The following is a 19,492-nucleotide window of genomic DNA, read 5'->3' on the forward strand; positions in this document are numbered from 1 at the left end:
CGTGCCGCGAAAGCGACAGGGTGCCGCCGTCGGCGCGCGGCAGTCTGTCGCTTTCGCGAGCGGGCCGGGGGCGCAGCGCGCGAGCGGGCCCGGGGCGCAGCGCGCGACCGTCAGGTCGGGGTGCCCTCGTCCCGCACCCGCGCGACGAGCGCAGCCCACGGACCGTCGAGCCGGCTGCCCGGGATCGTCACCGTCGTCCGCTCGAGGGTGATCGTCCACGTGAAGTCGTCGCGCACGGCCGGGTCCGGTCCGGGTGGGGCCGCGTCCGGGAGCGCGCCGACGAGGTCCGACCAGCCACCCGGGTCGTCGCAGGCATCGGTGTCGACCCGCCAACGCCGGGTGGTGCCAGCGATGCCCCCACTGCGGCGGACGTCGATGTGCATGCTCCCGACGGTACGCCGGCAGCCCGACTCAGTCGAGCACACCGACCGTGCGCCAGGCGTCCTGCACGGCGGTGTGCTGTGCGGACCCGTCCCCGAAGCGCGTCCGGGCAGCGTCGACGGTGACGGCGGCGAACCCGGAGAAGTCGATCGAGGCGCTGACGGCGTCGGACGTGAGGGCGTCCCACCAGACGGCCCCGGCACCCTGCCACGCGTTGCCGCCGATCGCCGTGGCCGCCAGGTAGAAGGCGTGGTTCGGGATGCCGGAGTTGGTGTGCACGCCGCCCGAGTCCTCGGTGGTGTCGACGTAGCCGGCCATCGTCGCGGGCTGCGGGTCCTTGCCGAGCACCGGGTCGTCGTACGCCGTGCCCGGGGCCTTCATCGACCGCAGGGCGACACCGTGCACGGCCGGTGTGAAGAGCCCCTCGCCGATGAGCCACGACGCCTGGTCGGCGCTCTGGCGCCGGGCGTACTGGGCGACGAGCGAGCCGAACACGTCGCTGATCGACTCGTTCAGCGCGCCGGACTGCCCCTGGTACGCGAGGTCGGCCGTGTACTGCGTCACGCCGTGCGCGAGCTCGTGCCCGATGACGTCGACGGCGATCGTGAAGCGGTTGAAGACCTCGCCGTCGCCGTCCCCGAACACCATCCGGCTGCCGTCCCAGTAGGCGTTGTCGTAGTCCTGTCCGTAGTGCACCGTGGCGTCGAGGGGGAGGCCCGCGCCGTCGATCGACACCCGGTCGAACACCTCGAGCCAGAAGGCGTGCGTGTCGCCCAGCCCCGTGTACGCCTCGTCCACCGCGGGGTCGCCGGAGTCCGGTTCCCCCTCGCGCCGGACCGCCGTGCCCGGGATGGTGGTGCTGCCGTGCGCGTCGGAGATGGTCCGCTGCGGCGACCGGTCGACCGAGCCGCTCACACCCTGCGGACGGACCCGGTGCTCGTGCTTCGGACGCTGGACGGTGTCGAGCGACGCCAGCGCCGTCCGTGCCGCCGAGGCGGCTCGCGGGAAGCCCTGGGCGTCGGCGACGGCGCGGAGCAGGTACGGCGGGACGACGGATCGGATGCGGTCGGTCGGGGTCATGGCGACATGCAACCACCGGGCACCGACACCACGGTCAGCCCTGCTTGCGGTTCTCCACGAGCGCGAGAGCGTACGACTCCCACCACTGCCCGGCAGCCGGGCCGCCGTTGCAGGTGCCGTCGCTCAGCCCGGGTGTCTTCACCCAGAGGAGCGCGTCGAGACGGGTGGAGCCACGGGTGACGTGCGGTGCCTGCCCGAGGCCGGCGCCGTCCGGGTTGCACCAGGTACCGCGCCATCCCTGTCCGTTGCGCGAGACGTCGATCACGAAGTGCGGGTCGCCGCCGATCGCGTCCGCGAGCCGGTCCGCGTAGGCGCGCTCCTGGTCGACCCGGTAGAAGTTCGAGACGTTCGTGAAGAAGCCCTGCACCCGGTCGACCCCGGCATCGCGCAACCACTTCGCCATCGTCGCCGTGGGCACGCGGTTCTCGTTCCCGCCGTCGAGGTAGACGGTCAGACCGTGGCCGGTGAGCTCGTCGACGGCCTTGCGGATCAGCGGCAGACGGTCCTGCTCGAGCCGCTTGCACACCTGGATCTGGGCGATGGCGTCCGGCTCGACGAGCACGACGGCTCGCGACCCCTCCATCGCCCGCACCGCCGACCGCACCCACGGCAGGTACTCGTCCGCTGCGGTCCCGCCCTTGGAGTAGCTGCCGCAGTCGCGGTCCGGAACGTTGTAGAGGACGAACACCGGTGTCTTCCGCTGTCGCTCGGCGCTGCGGACGACGTCGCGGATCGTCTCGCGCGTCTCGGTCACCGAGGTGTTCGTCAGCCATGTGGCGATCGGCTGGTCCGCGATGACGGCGATCTTCCGGGCCGTCGCGTCGTCGCCGTCGGCACGTGCCTCGGACTCCCGCTTACCGGGCTGGTTCTCTGCGGCGGGCTGTTCCGCGAGGCCGCCGGGGAACGCCTCGGACGCCGTCTTCCGCTCGGCCACCTGCCGACCGGTGGGTGCGGTGCCGCGGGGGAGCACGAGCACGAGCGTCACCACGAGCGCACCGACGACGACCGCGGCGAGGCCGATCCAGGTCCACTGACGACGGCCGGGGCTGCGGCGTGCACGGGTTCCCTCGAGACTCGGCATGCGCCCATGCTCGCAGGTGCACCCCCGGCGCGCCCAGGCCCGGGCGGTCCTGCCGGGCGTTCACCCAGGGTCGCCGCCGGTTCTTGCCAGGACCGTGCCCCAGACTGGCCGGATGTTCCGGAAGCTCCTCCTCCTCGCCCTGACCGCGGCGTACGCCTGGGTGATCTGGCGGATGACGCTGACCCCGCAGGTGTTCTCGTCGGCGGAGAACTCCCTCGTCCTGCACGCGATCGCCTGGGTGCAGCAGCTCCCGCACGGTTCGTGGTTCAGCTACGACCGCGTGGAGTTCCTCGCCAACATCGCCATGTTCGTGCCGGTCGGGATGCTCGCCGCCCTGTGGCTCCCGCGGCGGTGGTGGATCCTGGGCGCGGTCGTCGCGGTGGTCCTGTCCACCGGCATCGAGTTCGCGCAGGCGACGTACCTGCCGTACCGCGTCGCCGACCCGCGCGACGTGCTGTCGAACGGCCTCGGCGGTCTGCTCGGTGCGACGCTCGTGGGCCTCGTCCGGAGCCTCCTGCCCGCCCCGCGTCGGCGACGAATGCGCGCCAGGACCGCCTAGGCATCTGGTAGTCTTCTCCGGTTGCCGTCGAACGGCCGCGGACAAAGAGCGCTCGTGCATCAGGCACGGGCACCGCGCAACGGACAGGAAGGGGATCATCCATGGCACTTGACGCGAAGGTCAAGCAGGAGATCATCGAAGAGTACGCGACCCACCCGGGCGACACCGGATCCCCCGAGGTCCAGGTCGCCGTTCTGACGCGTCGTATCAACGACCTGAACGAGCACCTCAAGGAGCACAAGCACGACCACCACTCGCGTCGTGGTCTGCTGCTCATGGTCGGTCAGCGTCGCCGTCTCCTCGGTTACCTCTCCGACGTCGACATCGCCCGCTACCGTGCGCTCATCGAGCGTCTCGGCCTGCGTCGCTAGTCGACCGACCCACGGCTTGACCGAACGCCCCGGCCCTCGTACGAGGACCGGGGCGTTCTCCGTTCCCCGGGAATGGTTGCGCGGACAACGCGGTTGGGTACGATGTTCATGCAAACGCATCTAAAGTCGGGACTCACCATGACCACCATCGCCGTCGTCTCCGCCGGGCTCTCAGAGCCCAGCTCCACCCGCCTCCTCGCCGACCGCCTGGGCGAGGCCACGGTCGCGGCGCTCGCCGCTCCGAGCCCGTCGGGGCTGCCAGGAGGCGCGGCGCACCTCCTGCACGTCGACCTGCGTCCGCTGGCCCACGAGATCACCGACGCGATGCTCACCGGGTTCGCGGCACCGGCACTGTCCGCCGCGATGGCCACCGTGGTCGAGGCCGACGCCGTCGTGTTCGTCACCCCGATCTTCACCGCCGGAGTGAGTGGCCTGGCGAAGTCGTTCCTCGACGTGCTCGACAAGGACTCGCTCGCCGACATGCCGGTCCTGCTCGGCGCGACCGGCGGTACCGCACGGCACTCGCTCGCGATCGAGCACGCGCTGCGCCCGGTGTTCGCCTACCTCCGCGCCGCGGTCGTCCCCACCGGCGTCTTCGCGGCCACCGACGACTGGGGGAGCGACGGTGACTCGGCCGCACTGGACGGGCGCATCCGCCGGGCTGGTGCAGACCTGGCCTGGGCGATCCGCGCCTCCCGTCGGACCCCGCAGGAAGCCGACGCGCTCCCGGCGACCGCGGACTTCGCGTCCCTGCTCGGTGGCCTCGGCCACTGACCCGAGCGCTTCTTAGGCGGGCCACAGGGTTCGTCGGGCCGAGACGCAGCGCGTCCCCGGGCGCTTCACCGATCCGGTCGGGAACCTCGTCATGACGACGAGGAGGACCGATGGACACCAGGGACAAGGGCAGGCGATCCGCCCGGATCACGAGTGCGCTCGTGAGTCTGGGGGGACTCGTGGTCGCGATGGCGACGGGTGCGGGGCTGTGGTTCGGGCACGTGCAGGCCGACACCACCCAGTCCACGACGCCGAGCTCGACGAGCGGGTCGTCGAGCTCGGGTGACGCGTCGACGGACTCCGGGTCCTCGGCCTCCTCGTCGGACAGCGGCTCGACGAGCGGGTCGTCGACCGACTCCGGCTCGTCGTCGACCGACTCCGGCATCACGCAGGGGTCCGGCGGCACCGGTTCCTCCGACGCCACCACGACGGGGTCCTGACCGTGCGCGCCGCCACCGAGTGGGACCTGTGGACCACCACGGCCCGCGTCGTCCTGGACCGCCGGGACCGGCGCCACCTCGCAGCCGCCGAGTCGTGCGTCCGTGAGGTCACCGCCGCCGTCGACGCCGCGTGCAACCGCTTCCGCGACGACTCCGAGCTCGTCGCCCGCGCCGCCGACCTCGTCCGCGGCACCGAGGTCTCGCCGCTCCTGGCCACGCTCGTGCACCAGGCGCTCGACGCGGCCCGAGCCACGGACGGCGACGTCGATCCGACCCTCGGCGCCCGCATGGTGTCCCTCGGCTACGACGCGGCCTTCGCGGACGCGCCACCCGTCGACACCGCTACCTCGACCGCCCGGGCGCTCGACGACCGGCCGGCGTGGCAGCGCGTCCTGCTGTCGGGCACCTTCCTCCGCGTCCCCGAGGGCGTCGTGCTCGACCTCGGTGCCACCGCGAAGGCCGCCGCCGCCGACATGGCCGCCGCGAGCATCACCGCCCGGCTCGGCATCGGCGCGCTCGTGTCGCTCGGCGGGGACGTCGCCACCGCGGGTCCCGACCCGGCCGGTGGCTGGCAGGTGCGCGTGCAGGACCTCGACGACGACCCGGTCGACCACGTGCGGATCGCCTCCGGCTGGTCGATCGCGACGTCGAGCACGCAGAAGCGCCGGTGGGAGCAGGACGGCCACGCCCGGCACCACATCCTCGACCCGCGGTGGGGGCTGCCCGCCGACCCTGTCTGGCGGTCGGTCACGGTCGTGGCACCGTCCTGCACCACCGCGAACACGATGACGACCGCGGCGATCGTCCGCGGGCACGGCGCCACCGTCCTGCTCCGGCGTTCCGGTCGCGCCGCACGGCTCGTCGCCGCCGACGGCACCGTCGTCCGCATCGGCGGCTGGCCCGCCGACGACGCCCGGACGGCCGCCTGATGGACACCGCGCTCTGGGTCCTCGGCCGCGGCACGGGCGTCGCCGCCGTGCTCCTGCTCACCCTGACGGTGCTGCTCGGGATCGTCACACGGGGCGGCCGACCGCTGCCCGGACTCCCACGGTTCGCGGTGCAGCTCGTGCACCGGGACGTCGCGCTCGCGTCCACGGCGTTCGTCGCCGTGCACGTCGCGTCGCTCCTGCTCGACACCGAGGCCGAGCTCCGGCTCGTCGACACCGTGATCCCGTTCGTCGGGTCCTACCGCTGGTTCTGGCTCGGCCTCGGCACGCTCGCGGTCGACCTGCTGGTGGCCCTCGTGGTGACGGCACTGCTCCGGCGGGTGATCGGCCCCCGGGCCTTCCGTGCCGTGCACTGGGCGGCGTACGCGATGTGGCCCGTCGCGATGGCGCACGCGATCGGCACCGGCACCGACGGGACGTCCGCGTGGTTCCTCGTCATCGCCGGGGTCTGCGCCGCAGCGGTCGTCGGCGCCGTCGTCTGGCGCACCACGGCGCGCGTCGCCGAGTTCCGTTCCGCACCCCTGGAGGTCCTCCGATGACCGTCACCGCCCCGCCGCCCGTCCGACCGCCGACCGGCTCGCAACGCCTCCTCGCCGCGCCCGGGCCCGGGTTCGACGACCACCGGCACACACACGGCCCGCTGCCCCTGGTCGGACCGGGCACCATCGACGAGATCGGGCGCGCCGGCGTCGACGGCCGCGGCGGTGCGGGATTCCCCCTCGCCCGCAAGCTCGCCGCCGTCGCCGCCCGGTCTGCCCGGGCGTCCGGCACCGGCCGCGGGCACGACCGCACGCCGGTCGTCATCGGGAACGCCGCCGAGGGCGAACCGGCCAGCCGCAAGGACGCCGTGCTCCTCGAGCGTGCACCGCACCTCGTGCTCGACGGCCTCGTGGTCGCGGCGCTCGCAGTGGGCGCCCGCGAGGCCGTCGTGGCCACCAGCGACCGGCTCGCCGTGCTCGTCCGCCGGGCCCTCGACGAGCGGGCGACGGCCGCCGCGACCTGGACGGCTGCCCCGGACCCCGTCGCGCTCGACGTCCGTCCGCTGTCGCACACCTCGTTCGTCGCGGGGGAGGCCGGGGCGCTCGCGTCCGCGGTCGCCGGCGGCCGAGGACTCCCCGAGGACCGGGTCGTCCGGCTCGCCGAACGCGGGCCGAGCGCACGCCCGACACTCGTCGCGAACGTCGAGACCTTGGCGCAGGCAGCGCTCGTCGCGCGGCACGGGGCGGCGTGGGCGCGGAGCGTCGGCAGTGCCGGTGCTCCCGGGACCCGCCTCGTCACGGTGAGCGACGTGACCGACCCGGCCGGTGCAGTGGTGCTGGAGACCGCCGGAGGTGCGCCGATCGGAGAACTGCTGGTCGCCTCCCGGCTCGACGTCGCCGACCCGCGACGGACCCGCGCCGTCCTGGTCGGCGGGTGGGGTGGGACGTGGGTGCCGGCCGCGGCGCTCGACGCGCCCCTCGACGTCGACGGACTGGCCCCGTGGGGAGCGGCGCCGGGTGCGGGCGTCCTGGCCGTGCTCGACCACCGGAGGTGCCCCGTCACGGTGACCGCACGCATCGCCGGTGCGCTCGCGGATGCGTCCGCCGGACGGTGCGGCCCCTGTGTGAACGGCCTGGCGCGGATCGCCGAGGTCGTCTCGGCACTGGCGTCCGGCCGGGCGACCGGTGCCGTCGCCGCGGAGGTGCAGCGGCTCACCGCGCTCGTGGACGGACGCGGCGCCTGCCACCACCCGGACGGCGTCGCGCGGATGGTGCGGAGTGCGGTGCGGGTCTTCCGCGACGACGTGCAGGCGCACCTCGGCGGTCGCTGCCTGCACGCGGGCGGTGCACGGTGACCGGGCGGCGGTCGGAGCCGTCGACCGCGCTGCACGTGGACTGGACCCGGTGCCGCGGGCGCGGTCTCTGCACGGAGCTGTTCGCCGAGCGGCTGGCACGGGACGAGTGGGGCTACCCGATTGCCCGCGACGGTGGCGCGACCCGGGACGTGCCGGTGCGGGCGGACGAGCTCGAGGCGGCGCGGGACGCGGTGGCGATGTGCCCGCTGCAGGCGTTGCGCCTGGTCCGCCGGTGACCGCGCGGGCGGGTGCCGCACTCAGTACCAGTGCGGGTTGACGCTCATCTCGTGGTTCCACGCGCCGCACGGCGACCCGTACGCGTCGTGGATGTACGCGAGGCCCCAGTTGATCTGGGTGGCCGCGTTCGTCCGCCAGTCCGCGCCCGCGACGGACATCTTCTCCGCAGGCAGCGACTGGGGGATGCCGTATGCCCCGCTCGAGACGTTCAGGGCGTTCGCGCGCCAGCCGGACTCCTGCGTCCAGAGGGACACGAGGCACGAGAACTGGTCAGAGCCCCAGCCGTAGGCCCCGATGGCGCTGCGGGCGTAGGCCTGGGCGCCCGCCGGGTCGACCACGACGCCGCCGGTGCTCGGGTAGGACGAGCCCCCGCCACCCGTGCTCGGTGCAGCGGTGGCCGCCGCCGCGACCGCTGCAGCCTCGCGCTTCCGCTGCTGCTCGGCCTTCTGCGCCGCGACCTGCACGCCGAGCTGGTACCGCTGCTCGGTCTTCGCGGTGGTGTCCTTGAGCGACGCGAGCTGGGCGTACAGCTCGTCGCTGTGCTGCTGCGTGTCCTCGACCGCGGCGTTCGCGGCGGCCTCGGCGTCCTTCGCGGCGCTCGCCTTCGTCTCGGCGGCGTCGGCGAGGGCGGCGCGCTCGTCCTCGGCGCGGGCGGCCTGGTCGTGCAGCGAGGATGCGGTCTTCGCGGCGACCGAGGCATCGTCCATGACGCCGGCCCACGTCGACGACAGCTGGTCGAGCGCGCCGAGCTGGTACAGCAGCTGTGAGGGGTCCTTCGCCGTCGCGATGCGTGTCGTCATCTGGCTCGAGGTGCCGTCGCGGTAGAGGTTCGCGGCGAGCTGGCCCGCGCGCTGCTGCGCCCGGTCCGCCGTCTCCGCCGCCTGGTCCGCCTGGGTCTGGAGGCTCGTCGCGGCCTGGGTGGCGGACGCCAGGTCCGCCTCGGCCGCGTCCGCCCGCTGGGACGCCACGAGAGCGGCCTGCGACTTCACGGCGGCGGCCTGCTGCGCGGACTCCAGCGCCGCCTGGACGCGGGCGACCTCGGCCTTCTTCGTCTGCTCGTTCCCCTTCGCGCGCTCGACGTCCTGCCAGCTCGGGTACTCCGTCGCGCTCGCCGGGACAGCGGTGACGACGGGGGCGACGAGCGCGCCGACGACCACTGCGGCCGCGACGAACCAGCCCCGGGAGGGGGTGAGGCGCATGGCAGCAGGCTAGCGAGCACGATCCGGATCGCCGTGAGCCTCGCCGCCGGATGCCTGAGGACTGGTAAAGTCCTTGACGTCCGGGGACCGTTTCCCCGGACGGCACGACAAACACTGCGCAGGCCGGGCACGGAGCTGGTCATCGGTGGTGGCTCGCGGGCCGGACGGTTTCCCGAGTGCTTCTACTGCTGGCCAGACATGCGTCCCGATCCCTTCGGCGCGCACGCACCATCGGGTGCCGTGGCCCCAGCCTGCCGAACACATCAAGGAGGCACCCTTTTGGAGGGTCCCGAGATCAAGTTCGCCGAGGCCGTTCTCGACAACGGCAAGTACGGCAAGCGCACCGTCCGGTTCGAGACCGGTCGGCTCGCACAGCAGGCGCAGGGCGCGGTCGCCGCTTACCTCGACGAGGACACCATGCTCCTCTCGGCAACCAGCGCCGGCAAGCACCCGCGTGAAGGCTTCGACTTCTTCCCGCTGACCGTCGACGTCGAGGAGCGCTCGTACGCCGCCGGCAAGATCCCCGGTTCGTTCTTCCGTCGCGAAGGCCGTCCCAGCACCGAGGCGATCCTCGTCTGCCGTCTCATCGACCGGCCGCTGCGGCCGTCGTTCGTCGACGGTCTCCGCAACGAGGTCCAGATCGTCATCACCGTCCTGAGCATCGCGCCGGACGAGTTCTACGACGCGCTCGCGATCAACGCCGCGTCCGCGTCGACGCAGATCTCCGGTCTGCCGTTCTCCGGCCCGATCGCCGGTGTGCGCCTCGCGCTCATCGGTGACCAGTGGGTCGCGTTCCCGAAGGCGTCGCAGCTGGCCGAGGCCGTCTTCGACCTCACCGTCGCCGGCCGTGTCGTCACGGACGAGGCGGGCAACGAGGACGTCGCCATCATGATGGTCGAGGCCGAGGCCACCGAGCACAGCTGGGACCTCATCCAGGGCGGTGCCACGAAGCCCGACGAGGCCGTCGTCGCGCAGGGCCTCGAGGCCGCGAAGCCGTTCCTCAAGCAGCTCGTCGAGGCGCAGGCGCAGATGGCCGCGCAGTCGGCCAAGGAGATCCAGGACTACCCGGTCTTCCCGCCCTACGCCCCCGAGGTCTACGCGGCCGTCGAGTCGCTCGCCCTCACCGAGCTCGGCGAGGTCTACAAGATCGCCGGCAAGCTCGAGCGTCAGGACAAGGACGACGAGCTCAAGGCCCGCGTCAAGGAAGCGATCGCCGCCCAGGTGTCCGCCGGCGAGCTGCCGGAGAGCGCCAACGGCCAGGTCAGCGCCGCCTACAAGTCGGTCACGAAGAAGGTCGTCCGCGGCCGCATCCTGACCGAGCAGGTCCGCATGGACGGTCGTGGCCTCGCCGACATCCGTCCGCTCGACGCCGAGGTCGCCGTGATCCCGCGCGTCCACGGCTCGGCGATCTTCCAGCGCGGCGAGACGCAGATCCTCGGCGTCACCACGCTGAACATGCTCAAGATGGAGCAGCAGATCGACTCGCTGTCGCCCGTCACCAAGAAGCGCTACCTGCACCACTACAACTTCCCGCCGTACTCGACGGGTGAGACTGGTCGTGTCGGTTCGCCGAAGCGTCGCGAGATCGGGCACGGCTTCCTCGCCGAGCGCGCCCTCGTGCCGGTGCTGCCCTCGCGCGAGCAGTTCCCCTACGCGATCCGTCAGGTGTCCGAGGCCCTCGGCTCCAACGGCTCGACGTCGATGGGTTCCGTCTGCGCGTCGACCCTGTCGCTCCTCAACGCCGGTGTGCCGCTGCGCGCCCCGGTCGCGGGCATCGCGATGGGCCTCGTCTCCGACACCGTCGACGGTCAGACCCGCTACGCGGCCCTGACCGACATCCTCGGTGCCGAGGACGCCCTCGGCGACATGGACTTCAAGGTCGCCGGCACCTCGGACTTCGTCACGGCCATCCAGCTGGACACGAAGCTCGACGGCATCCCGTCGTCGGTCCTCGACGCCGCGCTCAAGCAGGCCAAGGAAGCGCGCTCCGCGATCCTCGGTGTGCTGAACGAGGCGATCGACGCCCCCGACGAGATGGCCGACACCGCGCCACGCGTCATCTCGGTGCAGATCCCCGTCGACAAGATCGGCGAGCTGATCGGCCCGAAGGGCAAGACGATCAACGGGATCCAGGACGAGACCGGCGCCGACATCTCGATCGAGGACGACGGCACCGTGTACATCGGCGCCGTCGACGGTCCGTCGGCCGAGGCGGCTCGCGCCCAGGTCAACGCGATCGCGAACCCGACGAACCCGGAGATCGGGGACCAGTTCCTCGGCACGGTCGTCAAGATCGCGACGTTCGGTGCGTTCGTGTCGCTGCTCCCGGGCCGCGACGGTCTGCTGCACGTCTCCGAGGTGCGCAAGCTCGCCGGTGGCAAGCGTGTGGAGAACGTCGAGGACGTCCTCGGCGTCGGCCAGAAGATCCTGGTCGAGGTCACCAAGGTGGACGACCGCGGCAAGCTGTCGCTCGCGCCGGTCGTCGCCGACGAGGTGGACACCGAGGGCGGCAAGGGACACGAGTCCCACGCCGAGGCCCCGGCCGAGGGCTGATCCCTCCCGCGTCCTGACGCACGAACGGCCGCCGTCCCTTCCGGGGCGGCGGCCGGGGGGGGGGCCCGCGCGGGGGGGGCGGGGGGGGGGGGGGGGGCGCGGGGGCGCCGCCCGTTCGCGTGCCCGGCGCCGAGACTCGGCTTCGCGGACCGTTCCGCGGCGCTGCCGCCGCGGAACCGTCCGCCGGGCCGAGTCTCGGGGTGGGCGATCGGGTGCGCGCTACGAGGCCGGGGTCTCCTGCGTGCCGACGAGCTGCGCCCGCCCGAGCAGGTGGTCACGGAGCAGGAAGCCGACGACCGCCGGTGTCGCGTCCGCGGGCGCCTCGAGCACGGGCACGTCGAGTGCGCTCAGCGTGAAGAAGTACCGGTGCGGGCCGTGCCCGGCTGGGGGAGCGGCGCCGAGGAACGTGTCCGAGCCGAACTCGTTGCGGCGACGCAGTGCCTCGGCAGGGAGGAGCGCGTCGTCGGTGCCGGCGCCGGCGGGCAGCGAGGTCGCCGACGCGGGGATGTCCGTGAGGCTCCAGTGCCAGAAACCGGAGCCCGTCGGGGCATCGGGGTCGTACACCGTGAGCACGAAGCTCTGCGTGCCCTCCGGAGCGCCGGACCACTCGAGTGCGGGGGAGCGGTCCTCGCCGCCCACGTCGGAGCCGCGCGCCGAGGTCGGCAGGACGTCGCCGTCGCTGAAGTCCGGGCTGGTCAGGGTGAAGGTGGGCACCTCGGGGAGGTTCCAGTTGGGGTGATTCGCCATGACCCCAGCCAACACCCGGGGGCCCGGTTCGTGCTCGGGGCGCGAGAGCGACAGTCGCCCGCGAGGCCGGGCGGTCCCTGCCGCCGAAGCGACAGATGCCCGCGGGACTCCGGCGGCAGACTGTCGCTTTCGCGAACCGGGGCGGGCCGAGGGGCGAAGACCGCGCCGAACGCGCGCACCGATGGTCGGGAGGCGCGGTGCGGGGCCGACCCGCGCCTCCCGTCCGTCAGACGGTCCGGACCAGGGCGCGGAGCTCGCGTCCTCAGGCGGCGAGCACGCGCTCGACGACGCGGCCGAGGGCCGCGGTCGCCGCGATCGCGTCACCGGCGTAGGCGCCGGACATGGCACCGTCGCGCGCGAGCATGAGCTCGTCGGCACCGTCGCCCGGCAGCGTGTGGCCGGACTCCTGCAGCAGGTCGGCGAGCCGCTCGGTGTACCAGTCGCGGTGCATCGCGACGACCTCGCGCACGGGGTCGCGGGGGTCGTGGTACTCGGCGGCGGCGTTGAGGAACGCGCAGCCGCGGAACTCCGGGTCGTTGACCTCGTCCGCGAGGGCGGTGACCCAGGCGCGGACCGCGGCCTCGGGCGAACCGGCATCCGCGATGAGCTGCTCCATCCGCTGCTGCACGCGCTCGTGCTGCGCCCGGATGTAGGCCAGGATCAGGTTGTCCTTCGACCCGTAGTGCTTGTAGAACGTCGCCTTCGTGACGCTCGCCTCGGAGATGAGTCGATCGACACCGACGCCGTGGATGCCTTCTTCGTAGAAGAGTCGCGTGGCGGTCTCGAGGATCCGGACCTTCGCGCCGCCGGAACGGGGAGCCGGGGGGACGCTCGACCCGTCCGGCGACGCGAGGTTCGTGCTCGGGCCAGGGAGACGCTGGACGGCCGGTTGGGGGGAATCGACCGTCACAGCGTGGCTCTCCTTGGACTCATCGGCTCCGCGGCGGAGCGGGGGGACTCGTGCCGCGTGAGGACTGATGTCCCGAGCCATCGGACCGGAATATAGGGGGGCTTCCGGCCCGATGAGGAAACTGTACCACAAGGAGGACAGACAGACGAGTCTTTCTATCCTCTATTTCTGTACCCCACTTCGAGTGACACGGCCCGCGGCTGTGGAAACTGGGCGACCCGCGGTCGGGGGATCAGTAGGCTCGTCTGCGATGAACCACCCAGTGCCGTTGCCGCTCGAGGCCCCGGACACGTCGTTCCTGACGTCCGGGGGCGCCTTCGTCCGCAGAACCGTCCTGCCGTCCGGCGTGCGGGTCCTGACCGAGGCCATGCCCGGAGCGAGTTCGACGAGCCTCGGGTTCTGGGTCGGCGTGGGTTCCCGCGACGAGCGCGACGGGCAGTACGGCTCGACGCACTTCCTCGAACACCTGCTGTTCAAGGGGACCGCGACCAGGTCGGCCCTCGACATCGCGATCGCGTTCGACTCCGTCGGTGGCGAGCACAACGCCGCGACCGCCAAGGAGTACACCTGCTACTACTCCCGGGTCCGTGACGCCGACGTCCCTATGGCCGTCTCGGTCATCGGGGACATGGTCACCGGTTCCGTCCTCGACGAAGCGGCGTTCGACGTCGAGCGCGGAGTCATCCTCGAAGAACTGGCGATGGCGGCGGACGATCCGGCCGACGTCGCGGGCGAGGCGTTCTTCGCCGCGGCCTTCGACGGGCACGCCCTGGGCCGGCCGATCGGGGGGACGCCAGAGAGCATCCGCGCCGTGCAGCGTGACGAGGTCCTGGCGCACTACCACGAGCACTACGCGCCGAACGGCATCGTCGTCACCGCTGCCGGGGCGGTCGACCACGATCACTTCTGCGACCTCGTCGACGCCGTGTTCCAGGGTGCGCCGAAGGCCTCCCCACTGGCACGGCGCACGCCGGAACCGGTGGCCGATCCGGCGGTCCCCAAGCTCTCGGTCGTGCACCGTCCGACCGAGCAGGTCTCGATGCTCCGCGGGTCACAGGGCCTCGACCTCCGCGACGAACGGCGGCCGGTGCTCAGCGTGCTCAACGCCGTCCTCGGCGGCGGCATGAGCTCCCGACTCTTCCAAGAGGTCCGCGAGCGCCGCGGACTCGCCTACGCGGTGAGTTCCTTCGCGCCCGCCTACCTCGACAACGGTGCCTTCGGCGTCTACGCCGGGTGCGCCCCCGACAACGTCGCCGGGGTCGTCGAGATCATCGACGCGGAGTTCCGCCGCATGGTCGACGACGGCGTCAGCACCGACGAGCTCCGCCGCGCGAAGGGGCAGATCGAGGGGGCGCTCACGCTCTCGCTCGAGGACTCCGACGCCCGGATGACCCGACTCGGTCGCTCCGAGCTCGGCACGGGGGAGTTCACCGACCTGGCCACGGCCCTCGAGCGCGTCGACCGGGTCACCACCGACGACGTCCTCGACCTGGCGCGCGACCTCCTGACCCGGCCGACGATCACCTCGGTTGTCGGTGCGGTGCAGCAGGACGAGCTCGCGGCCGCGATCGGGATCGGCGGGTGAGCACGGACGTGTCGCACTACCTCTACCTCGTCCGGCATGGCGAACACCAGGACGCCGAACACGGGCTGCGGGACGGCAAGCTGTCCGAGCGCGGCAAGCGGCAGGCGATGCTCGTCGCCGACCGACTCGGTGGCGTGCCCTTCGACGGGGTCTACCACTCGCCACTCGAGGCGCCGAGCGAGACCGCGTCGTTCCTGTCGCAGCGCCTGCCGGCCATCGAGCCCGAGCCGTCGACCCTGCTGTTCGACTGCATCCCGTCGGGTCCGACGCCCGACATGCCGCACGCCTACCAGGGGTGGTACGGCGGCATCACGGAAGAGGAGATCGTCGCCGGCCAGGCACAGATGGGCGACGCGGTGGCGGAGTGGTTCACGCCGGCGCGCGAGGACCGTCACGACCTCCTCATCACGCACAACGCCGTGATCGGCTGGTTCGTGCGCGAGGCGTTCCAGGCACCGGAGTGGCGCTGGATGGGGACGAACGTTGCGCACACGGCGCTGACGATCATCCGGATCCGCTCGGCGAAGCCGGCCGAGGTCGTGGCCCTGAACGACCTGGCGCACCTGCCCGTCGAGCTCCGGACGGGTCTGCCGGTCGGTCAGCCCGTCTGAGTCAGACCACCGGCTTGCGGTACCAGGCGGTCGCGTTCGGGTTGTCGTTGAACGCGGCGACCCGCTCGTAGCCCCGACCGCGGTACATCGCCCCGGCGGCGACGAGGGAGTCGTTCGTGTCCAGCACGATCGCCGTCGCGCCGAGGTCGGCCCCGCTCGCCTCGAGGGCGTCCATGACCGCGGTCGCCACACCACGTCCGCGTCCCTCGGGTGTCACGAAGACGTGCTTCACCTCGAAGCGGACGTCGTCGCCGTCGTCGGGGATCCGGCGCAGGCCGCCGCACCCGACCGGTCGCCCCTCGTCGTACGCGACGACGAAGGTGCCGACCGGCGGCGTGAACTCGGCCGCCGGGGTGCGCTTCCGCGAGTAGGACCCCTGCGCGCTCGGGAAGGTGGCCTCGCGCTCGTCGAGGTACGCGTCGAGCAGCGCGTCGACCTCGGGGATGTCTGCCGGCACGGTCCTGACCTCGAGCGTCATGCGTCGATCCTAGGATGGTGGACATGGTCACTCCCGTCGCCGTCGTCGGCGCCACCGGTCGTCTCGGGGGCCTCGTGGCCGCCGTGGTCGAGGAACTGCCCGACTTCGAGCTCGTCGCGAGCCTGTCCTCGAAGGACGGTGCGCACGAAGCCGGCCCCGACGTGTTCGGCGCCGCGGCGATCGTGGTGGACGTGACCGTGCCCGCGCTCAGCCCCGCGATCGTCGACAACGCCCTCGCGAGCGGCGCGAACGTGCTCGTCGGCACGTCCGGCTGGTCCGGCGCCCGCCTCGCGACGCTCCGCGCCGGCCTCGAGTCCCGACCGGAGCAGGGCGTCCTCGTCGTCCCGAACTTCTCGATCGGCTCCGTGCTCGGCACCCACCTGGCGACGATCGCCGCCCCGTGGTTCCCGTCGGTCGAGATCGTCGAGACGCACCACGCCGGCAAGATCGACTCCCCGTCGGGCACCGCCGTGCGCACGGCCGAGCTCATCGCCGAGGCCCGCCGCGAGGTCGGCCCGGTCGACGCACCCCACGTCGATCAGCGGGCGCGGGGGCAGCAGGTGGCGAGCGTCCCGATCCACTCGCTCCGTCTGCCCGGCGTCACGGCCGTGCAGGACGTGCTCCTGAGCGGCCCCGGCGAGACCCTGACCATCCGGCACGACACGAACGCCGACGTCGCCTACGTGGCCGGCATCCGTGCGGCCCTGTCCACCGTCGGGTCGATGCGCGGGCTCACGGTCGGCCTGGGCAGCGTCCTCGGCATCGGCTGAGCGTCGTGCGCGCGACCCGGTCCCTCCGCTCGCCCTTCTGGGGTGCTGCGCTCATGGCAGTGCTGCTCGCGCTGTACATCGTGCTCGTCGGGCAGCGCGCCGTCGCCTTCATCGCGACGGGCATCCCGATCGGGATCGGCATCGGCGTCGCGCTCTTCGTCGTCGCGGCGATCGGAGCGCTGCTGCTCGTGCTCGAGTTCCGTTTCGGGGTTCGCATCACCCGCCTCGGCGCCCGGCTCGAGCGCGAGGGCGGCGCTCCGTCGGACGTCGTCCCGGTCCGTCCCTCCGGACGTCCCACGCGCGAGGCCGCCGACGAGGTCTTCCCCGGGTACAAGGCCGCCCTCGAGTCCGATCCGTCGGACTGGCGCGGGTGGTACCGCCTCGGCGTCGTCTACGACGCCGCCGGTGACCGCAAGCGCGCGCGGGCCGCGATGCGCGAAGCGCTCACCAGGGCACGCGGTTGACGGACGGGAGGCGCGGTGCGGGCTGGCACCGCGCCTCCCGGCCCACATCGGGTGGCGTCAGAAGGCGGCGTCGACCGCGTCCTCGGCGCGCTGGTACCGGAAGGCGTAGCCGGACTCGAGCAGCTTCGTCGGCACCATCTGCTGGCTCGACAGGAGCATCTCGTCGGCCGCCTGCTGCAGCAGCAGGCGGAGCGCGAACTCGGGGATCCGGAAGAGGTAGGGGCGGTGCAGGTCCTCGGCGACGCGCTTGGTGATGCGGTCGGAGACGGCGGCCTCGGGACCGGCGAGGTTCACCGGTCCGACGACGTCGGCGGCGTCGGGGCTGGTCGCGAGGTGCACGATCGCGCCCACCTCGTCCTCGAGCGCGATCCACGGCCAGTGCTGCCCACCGGTGCCGAGGCGGCCGCCGAGCCCGGCCTTCGTCAGCGGGACGAGGGGTGCGAGCGCGCCGCCGCCCTTGCCCACGACGATGCCGGTGCGGAGCGTCACGACGCGGACGCCGTCGGGCGCGGCGTTCGCGGCGGCCTCCCACGCGGTGCAGACCTCGGCGAGGAAGCCCGTGCCGGCGGCCGCGTCGTCCTGCAGGACGTCGGCAGGACGGTCGCCGTAGACACCCGACGCGGAGCCCGAGAGGAACAGTGGCGGCGGGTTCGTCGCGTGGCGCACGGCCTCGACGAGCGTCTCGGTGGCGGACACCCGCGACCGCAGGATCTCCTGCTTGTAGGTCTCGGTCCAGGGGAGCTTGCCGATGTTCGCGCCGGCCAGGTTGATCACGACGTCGGCGCCGTCGAGGATCGCCGGGTCGAGCTTCCGGGTGCCGGGGGACCAGCGGAACTCCGTCGCCGTGCGCGGCTCGCGTCGGACGAGGGTGGTGACGTGGTGCCCGGCCTCGCGCAGGGCGTGGACGAGGGGCGTGCCGATGAACCCGGAGGCGCCTGCGAGCAGGATCGAGAGGGGCGGTGTCATGTCCCTCACGCTACTCAACCGCCCGTGGATGTCCCCGGGTCGTCGTAGGCTCTGGGTGTGACCGAGACCGTGCTGCCCGACGCCTCCGTTCCGACCCCCTACGAGGACCTGCTGCGACGCGTCCTGACCGAGGGGACGCCGAAGGGGGACCGCACCGGCACGGGGACGCGCAGCCTGTTCGGCGCGCAGCTGCGGTACGACCTGTCGAAGGGCTTCCCGCTCGTCACGACGAAGCGCGTGCACTTCAAGTCCGTGGCCTACGAGCTGCTCTGGTTCCTGCGCGGCGACGGCAACGCCCGCTGGCTGCAGGAGCACGGCGTCCGGATCTGGAACGAGTGGGCGGACGCGGACGGCGATCTCGGCCCGGTCTACGGCGTCCAGTGGCGCTCGTGGCCGACGCCGTCGGGGGAGCACGTCGACCAGATCGCCCAGGTCATCGAGCAGATCCGCACGAACCCGGACAGCCGTCGCCTGATCGTCTCGGCGTGGAACGTCGCCGACATCCCCGAGATGGCGCTCGCCCCGTGCCACGCGTTCTTCCAGTTCTACGTGAACGACGGCAAGCTCTCGTGTCAGCTCTACCAGCGGAGCGCTGACATGTTCCTCGGCGTCCCGTTCAACATCGCCTCGTACGCGCTGCTCACGCACATGATCGCGGCGCAGACCGGGCTCGAGGTCGGCGAGTTCGTGTGGACCGGCGGCGACTGCCACGTCTACGACAACCACGTCGAGCAGGTCGAGGAGCAGCTGTCCCGCACGGCGTACCCCCTGCCGACGCTCGAGCTCGCGTCCCGTGACTCGATCGACGACTACGAGTACGAGGACTTCACCGTCGTCGGCTACCACCACCACCCGGCGATCAAGGCTGCGGTCGCGGTCTGATGTCGGCGTCGTGGGTCGAGCCCGTCCGGGGCGTCGGCATGGTCTGGGCACGCTCGACGAACGGCGTGATCGGGGCCGACGGCGGGATGCCCTGGCACGTGCCCGAGGACCTCGCGCACTTCCGGCAGGTGACCGGCGACGCGACCGTCGTGATGGGTCGCCGCACGTGGGAGTCGTTGCCGGCGCGCTTCCGGCCGTTGCCCGGGCGGCGGAACGTCGTGCTGACCCGTGATGCGGCGTGGGCGTCCTCCGACGCTGCCGAGGGAGCCGAGGTCGTGCACGACCTCGCGACGGCGCTGGACACCGACGAGTCGGTGTGGATCATGGGCGGGGGGCAGGTGTACGCGGCCGGGGTGCCCTTCGCCGACCGGGTCTCCGAGACGGTGATCGACCTCGAGGTGCCGGGGGACACCGTGGCGCCGACGCTCGACGAGGCGCACGGGTGGGTGCTCGTCGAGCAGGGGGAGTGGCAGGAGTCGCGCGTCGACGGGACCCGGTACCGCTTCCTCGAGTGGCGCCGGCGGGCGTAGGCGCTCGCCGAGTTGCGCCCCGGTGCCGCAGGCGCCGCGGACGGGATCGCGCCCCGGCGCGGGCATCGCGCCCCGAGGAGTCGGGGCGCAACG

23 protein-coding genes are annotated in these 19,492 nt (G+C 72.6%); 15 read left to right on the forward strand and 8 right to left on the reverse strand.

The features are described 5' to 3' along the window. Positions 1–110: 110 nt before the first annotated feature. The 3 genes from Q7F20_RS12435 to Q7F20_RS12445 are packed head-to-tail and all read right to left on the reverse strand — an operon-like array spanning position 111 to position 2,542. On the reverse strand, positions 111–383 hold the full coding sequence (locus Q7F20_RS12435; protein WP_305740398.1) for a protealysin inhibitor emfourin: 273 nt from the start codon (positions 381–383) through the stop codon (positions 111–113). A gap of 28 nt (positions 384–411) precedes the next feature. Further along, on the reverse strand, positions 412–1,461 hold the full coding sequence (locus tag Q7F20_RS12440) for a M4 family metallopeptidase (protein WP_305740399.1): 1,050 nt from the start codon (positions 1,459–1,461) through the stop codon (positions 412–414). A gap of 34 nt (positions 1,462–1,495) precedes the next feature. Beyond that, complete coding sequence (locus Q7F20_RS12445; RefSeq protein ID WP_305740400.1) at positions 1,496–2,542, reverse strand: glycoside hydrolase family 6 protein; 1,047 nt, start codon at positions 2,540–2,542, stop codon at positions 1,496–1,498. Positions 2,543–2,654: 112 nt separating this feature from the next. Between Q7F20_RS12445 and Q7F20_RS12450 the strand changes: the two genes are divergently transcribed. The 8 genes from Q7F20_RS12450 (at position 2,655) to Q7F20_RS12485 (ending at position 7,703) form a co-directional block, all read left to right on the forward strand. Further along, positions 2,655–3,101: a VanZ family protein gene (locus Q7F20_RS12450; RefSeq protein ID WP_305740401.1), complete on the forward strand. Its 447-nt coding sequence runs from the start codon at positions 2,655–2,657 to the stop codon at positions 3,099–3,101. 101 nt (positions 3,102–3,202) lie between these two features. Then, positions 3,203–3,472: a 30S ribosomal protein S15 gene (gene rpsO, locus Q7F20_RS12455; protein ID WP_070416523.1), complete on the forward strand. Its 270-nt coding sequence runs from the start codon at positions 3,203–3,205 to the stop codon at positions 3,470–3,472. A gap of 138 nt (positions 3,473–3,610) precedes the next feature. Beyond that, positions 3,611–4,246 (forward strand): CE1759 family FMN reductase, encoded by a 636-nt coding sequence (locus tag Q7F20_RS12460; protein WP_305740402.1) that lies wholly within the window; start codon positions 3,611–3,613, stop codon positions 4,244–4,246. A 110-nt stretch (positions 4,247–4,356) separates the two neighbouring features. Continuing rightward, positions 4,357–4,686 (forward strand): hypothetical protein, encoded by a 330-nt coding sequence (locus Q7F20_RS12465; RefSeq protein ID WP_305740403.1) that lies wholly within the window; start codon positions 4,357–4,359, stop codon positions 4,684–4,686. Positions 4,687–4,688: 2 nt separating this feature from the next. Then, positions 4,689–5,615, forward strand: a complete 927-nt coding sequence (locus tag Q7F20_RS12470; protein WP_305740404.1) for an FAD:protein FMN transferase — start codon at positions 4,689–4,691, stop codon at positions 5,613–5,615. Next, positions 5,615–6,172, forward strand: coding sequence for a ferric reductase-like transmembrane domain-containing protein (locus tag Q7F20_RS12475; protein WP_305740405.1), 558 nt, complete (start codon positions 5,615–5,617; stop codon positions 6,170–6,172). The genes Q7F20_RS12470 and Q7F20_RS12475 overlap by 1 nt, the downstream gene beginning before the upstream one ends. After that, complete coding sequence (locus Q7F20_RS12480) at positions 6,169–7,467, forward strand: NADH-ubiquinone oxidoreductase-F iron-sulfur binding region domain-containing protein (protein WP_305740406.1); 1,299 nt, start codon at positions 6,169–6,171, stop codon at positions 7,465–7,467. The genes Q7F20_RS12475 and Q7F20_RS12480 overlap by 4 nt, the downstream gene beginning before the upstream one ends. 35 nt (positions 7,468–7,502) lie before the next feature. Beyond that, a complete protein-coding gene (locus Q7F20_RS12485; protein WP_305740407.1) occupies positions 7,503–7,703 on the forward strand; it encodes a ferredoxin in 201 nt (66 codons plus the stop codon). Positions 7,704–7,724: 21 nt separating this feature from the next. On the opposite strand, the gene Q7F20_RS12490 is transcribed toward Q7F20_RS12485, so the two are convergent. After that, positions 7,725–8,903, reverse strand: a complete 1,179-nt coding sequence (locus tag Q7F20_RS12490; protein WP_305740408.1) for a hypothetical protein — start codon at positions 8,901–8,903, stop codon at positions 7,725–7,727. A 279-nt stretch (positions 8,904–9,182) separates the two neighbouring features. Between Q7F20_RS12490 and Q7F20_RS12495 the strand changes: the two genes are divergently transcribed. Further along, entirely contained in the window at positions 9,183–11,456 is a 2,274-nt protein-coding gene (locus Q7F20_RS12495) for a polyribonucleotide nucleotidyltransferase (RefSeq protein ID WP_305740409.1), read from the forward strand. Positions 11,457–11,675: 219 nt separating this feature from the next. On the opposite strand, the gene Q7F20_RS12500 is transcribed toward Q7F20_RS12495, so the two are convergent. Together Q7F20_RS12500 and Q7F20_RS12505 are read right to left on the reverse strand one after the other, a co-directional pair. Continuing rightward, a complete protein-coding gene (locus tag Q7F20_RS12500) occupies positions 11,676–12,203 on the reverse strand; it encodes a YbhB/YbcL family Raf kinase inhibitor-like protein (RefSeq protein WP_305740410.1) in 528 nt (175 codons plus the stop codon). A gap of 262 nt (positions 12,204–12,465) precedes the next feature. Then, positions 12,466–13,113 carry a TetR/AcrR family transcriptional regulator gene (locus tag Q7F20_RS12505; protein ID WP_305740411.1) on the reverse strand — a complete coding sequence of 216 codons (648 nt, stop codon included), beginning with the start codon at positions 13,111–13,113 and terminating at the stop codon, positions 12,466–12,468. A 250-nt stretch (positions 13,114–13,363) separates the two neighbouring features. On the opposite strand from Q7F20_RS12505, the gene Q7F20_RS12510 reads away from it, so the two are divergent. Continuing rightward, positions 13,364–14,698 (forward strand): pitrilysin family protein, encoded by a 1,335-nt coding sequence (locus tag Q7F20_RS12510; protein ID WP_305740412.1) that lies wholly within the window; start codon positions 13,364–13,366, stop codon positions 14,696–14,698. An 8-nt stretch (positions 14,699–14,706) separates the two neighbouring features. Continuing rightward, positions 14,707–15,309: a histidine phosphatase family protein gene (locus tag Q7F20_RS12515; protein ID WP_070419134.1), complete on the forward strand. Its 603-nt coding sequence runs from the start codon at positions 14,707–14,709 to the stop codon at positions 15,307–15,309. A gap of 1 nt (position 15,310) precedes the next feature. Here Q7F20_RS12515 and Q7F20_RS12520 read toward each other — a convergent pair whose 3' ends face one another. Continuing rightward, positions 15,311–15,787, reverse strand: a complete 477-nt coding sequence (locus Q7F20_RS12520; RefSeq protein WP_305740413.1) for a GNAT family N-acetyltransferase — start codon at positions 15,785–15,787, stop codon at positions 15,311–15,313. A gap of 23 nt (positions 15,788–15,810) precedes the next feature. Between Q7F20_RS12520 and dapB the strand changes: the two genes are divergently transcribed. Together dapB and Q7F20_RS12530 are read left to right on the forward strand one after the other, a co-directional pair. Continuing rightward, on the forward strand, positions 15,811–16,557 hold the full coding sequence (gene dapB / locus Q7F20_RS12525) for a 4-hydroxy-tetrahydrodipicolinate reductase (RefSeq protein ID WP_305740414.1): 747 nt from the start codon (positions 15,811–15,813) through the stop codon (positions 16,555–16,557). Between the two features lie 5 nt (positions 16,558–16,562). After that, positions 16,563–17,021 (forward strand): tetratricopeptide repeat protein, encoded by a 459-nt coding sequence (locus Q7F20_RS12530; RefSeq protein WP_370871676.1) that lies wholly within the window; start codon positions 16,563–16,565, stop codon positions 17,019–17,021. A gap of 57 nt (positions 17,022–17,078) precedes the next feature. Here the strand turns inward: Q7F20_RS12530 and Q7F20_RS12535 are convergent, their stop codons facing one another. Then, positions 17,079–17,987 (reverse strand): TIGR01777 family oxidoreductase, encoded by a 909-nt coding sequence (locus Q7F20_RS12535; RefSeq protein ID WP_305740415.1) that lies wholly within the window; start codon positions 17,985–17,987, stop codon positions 17,079–17,081. A gap of 57 nt (positions 17,988–18,044) precedes the next feature. Between Q7F20_RS12535 and Q7F20_RS12540 the strand changes: the two genes are divergently transcribed. Then, entirely contained in the window at positions 18,045–18,869 is an 825-nt protein-coding gene (locus Q7F20_RS12540; RefSeq protein ID WP_370871677.1) for a thymidylate synthase, read from the forward strand. Continuing rightward, positions 18,869–19,399, forward strand: coding sequence for a dihydrofolate reductase (locus Q7F20_RS12545; protein WP_305740416.1), 531 nt, complete (start codon positions 18,869–18,871; stop codon positions 19,397–19,399). The genes Q7F20_RS12540 and Q7F20_RS12545 overlap by 1 nt, the downstream gene beginning before the upstream one ends. Positions 19,400–19,492: the final 93 nt, after the last annotated feature.

The sequence above is a fragment of the Curtobacterium sp. A7_M15 genome (genome assembly GCF_030705415.1).
GTDB lineage: Bacteria > Actinomycetota > Actinomycetes > Actinomycetales > Microbacteriaceae > Curtobacterium.

Bases quoted from the DNA above. Each gene is read 5' to 3' on its own strand.
- Q7F20_RS12500 (WP_305740410.1), bottom strand. From the start codon at position 12,203: ATGGCGAATCACCCCAACTGGAACCTCCCCGAGGTGCCCACCTTCACC.
- Q7F20_RS12435 (WP_305740398.1), bottom strand. From the start codon at position 383: ATGCACATCGACGTCCGCCGCAGTGGGGGCATCGCTGGCACCACCCGG.
- Q7F20_RS12510 (WP_305740412.1), top strand. From the start codon at position 13,364: ATGAACCACCCAGTGCCGTTGCCGCTCGAGGCCCCGGACACGTCGTTC.
- rpsO (WP_070416523.1), top strand. From the start codon at position 3,203: ATGGCACTTGACGCGAAGGTCAAGCAGGAGATCATCGAAGAGTACGCG.
- Q7F20_RS12440 (WP_305740399.1), bottom strand. From the start codon at position 1,461: ATGACCCCGACCGACCGCATCCGATCCGTCGTCCCGCCGTACCTGCTC.
- Q7F20_RS12520 (WP_305740413.1), bottom strand. From the start codon at position 15,787: ATGACGCTCGAGGTCAGGACCGTGCCGGCAGACATCCCCGAGGTCGAC.
- Q7F20_RS12460 (WP_305740402.1), top strand. From the start codon at position 3,611: ATGACCACCATCGCCGTCGTCTCCGCCGGGCTCTCAGAGCCCAGCTCC.
- Q7F20_RS12475 (WP_305740405.1), top strand. From the start codon at position 5,615: ATGGACACCGCGCTCTGGGTCCTCGGCCGCGGCACGGGCGTCGCCGCC.
- Q7F20_RS12545 (WP_305740416.1), top strand. From the start codon at position 18,869: ATGTCGGCGTCGTGGGTCGAGCCCGTCCGGGGCGTCGGCATGGTCTGG.
- Q7F20_RS12535 (WP_305740415.1), bottom strand. From the start codon at position 17,987: ATGACACCGCCCCTCTCGATCCTGCTCGCAGGCGCCTCCGGGTTCATC.
- Q7F20_RS12480 (WP_305740406.1), top strand. From the start codon at position 6,169: ATGACCGTCACCGCCCCGCCGCCCGTCCGACCGCCGACCGGCTCGCAA.
- Q7F20_RS12465 (WP_305740403.1), top strand. From the start codon at position 4,357: ATGGACACCAGGGACAAGGGCAGGCGATCCGCCCGGATCACGAGTGCG.
- Q7F20_RS12445 (WP_305740400.1), bottom strand. From the start codon at position 2,542: ATGCCGAGTCTCGAGGGAACCCGTGCACGCCGCAGCCCCGGCCGTCGT.
- Q7F20_RS12450 (WP_305740401.1), top strand. From the start codon at position 2,655: ATGTTCCGGAAGCTCCTCCTCCTCGCCCTGACCGCGGCGTACGCCTGG.
- dapB (WP_305740414.1), top strand. From the start codon at position 15,811: ATGGTCACTCCCGTCGCCGTCGTCGGCGCCACCGGTCGTCTCGGGGGC.
- Q7F20_RS12490 (WP_305740408.1), bottom strand. From the start codon at position 8,903: ATGCGCCTCACCCCCTCCCGGGGCTGGTTCGTCGCGGCCGCAGTGGTC.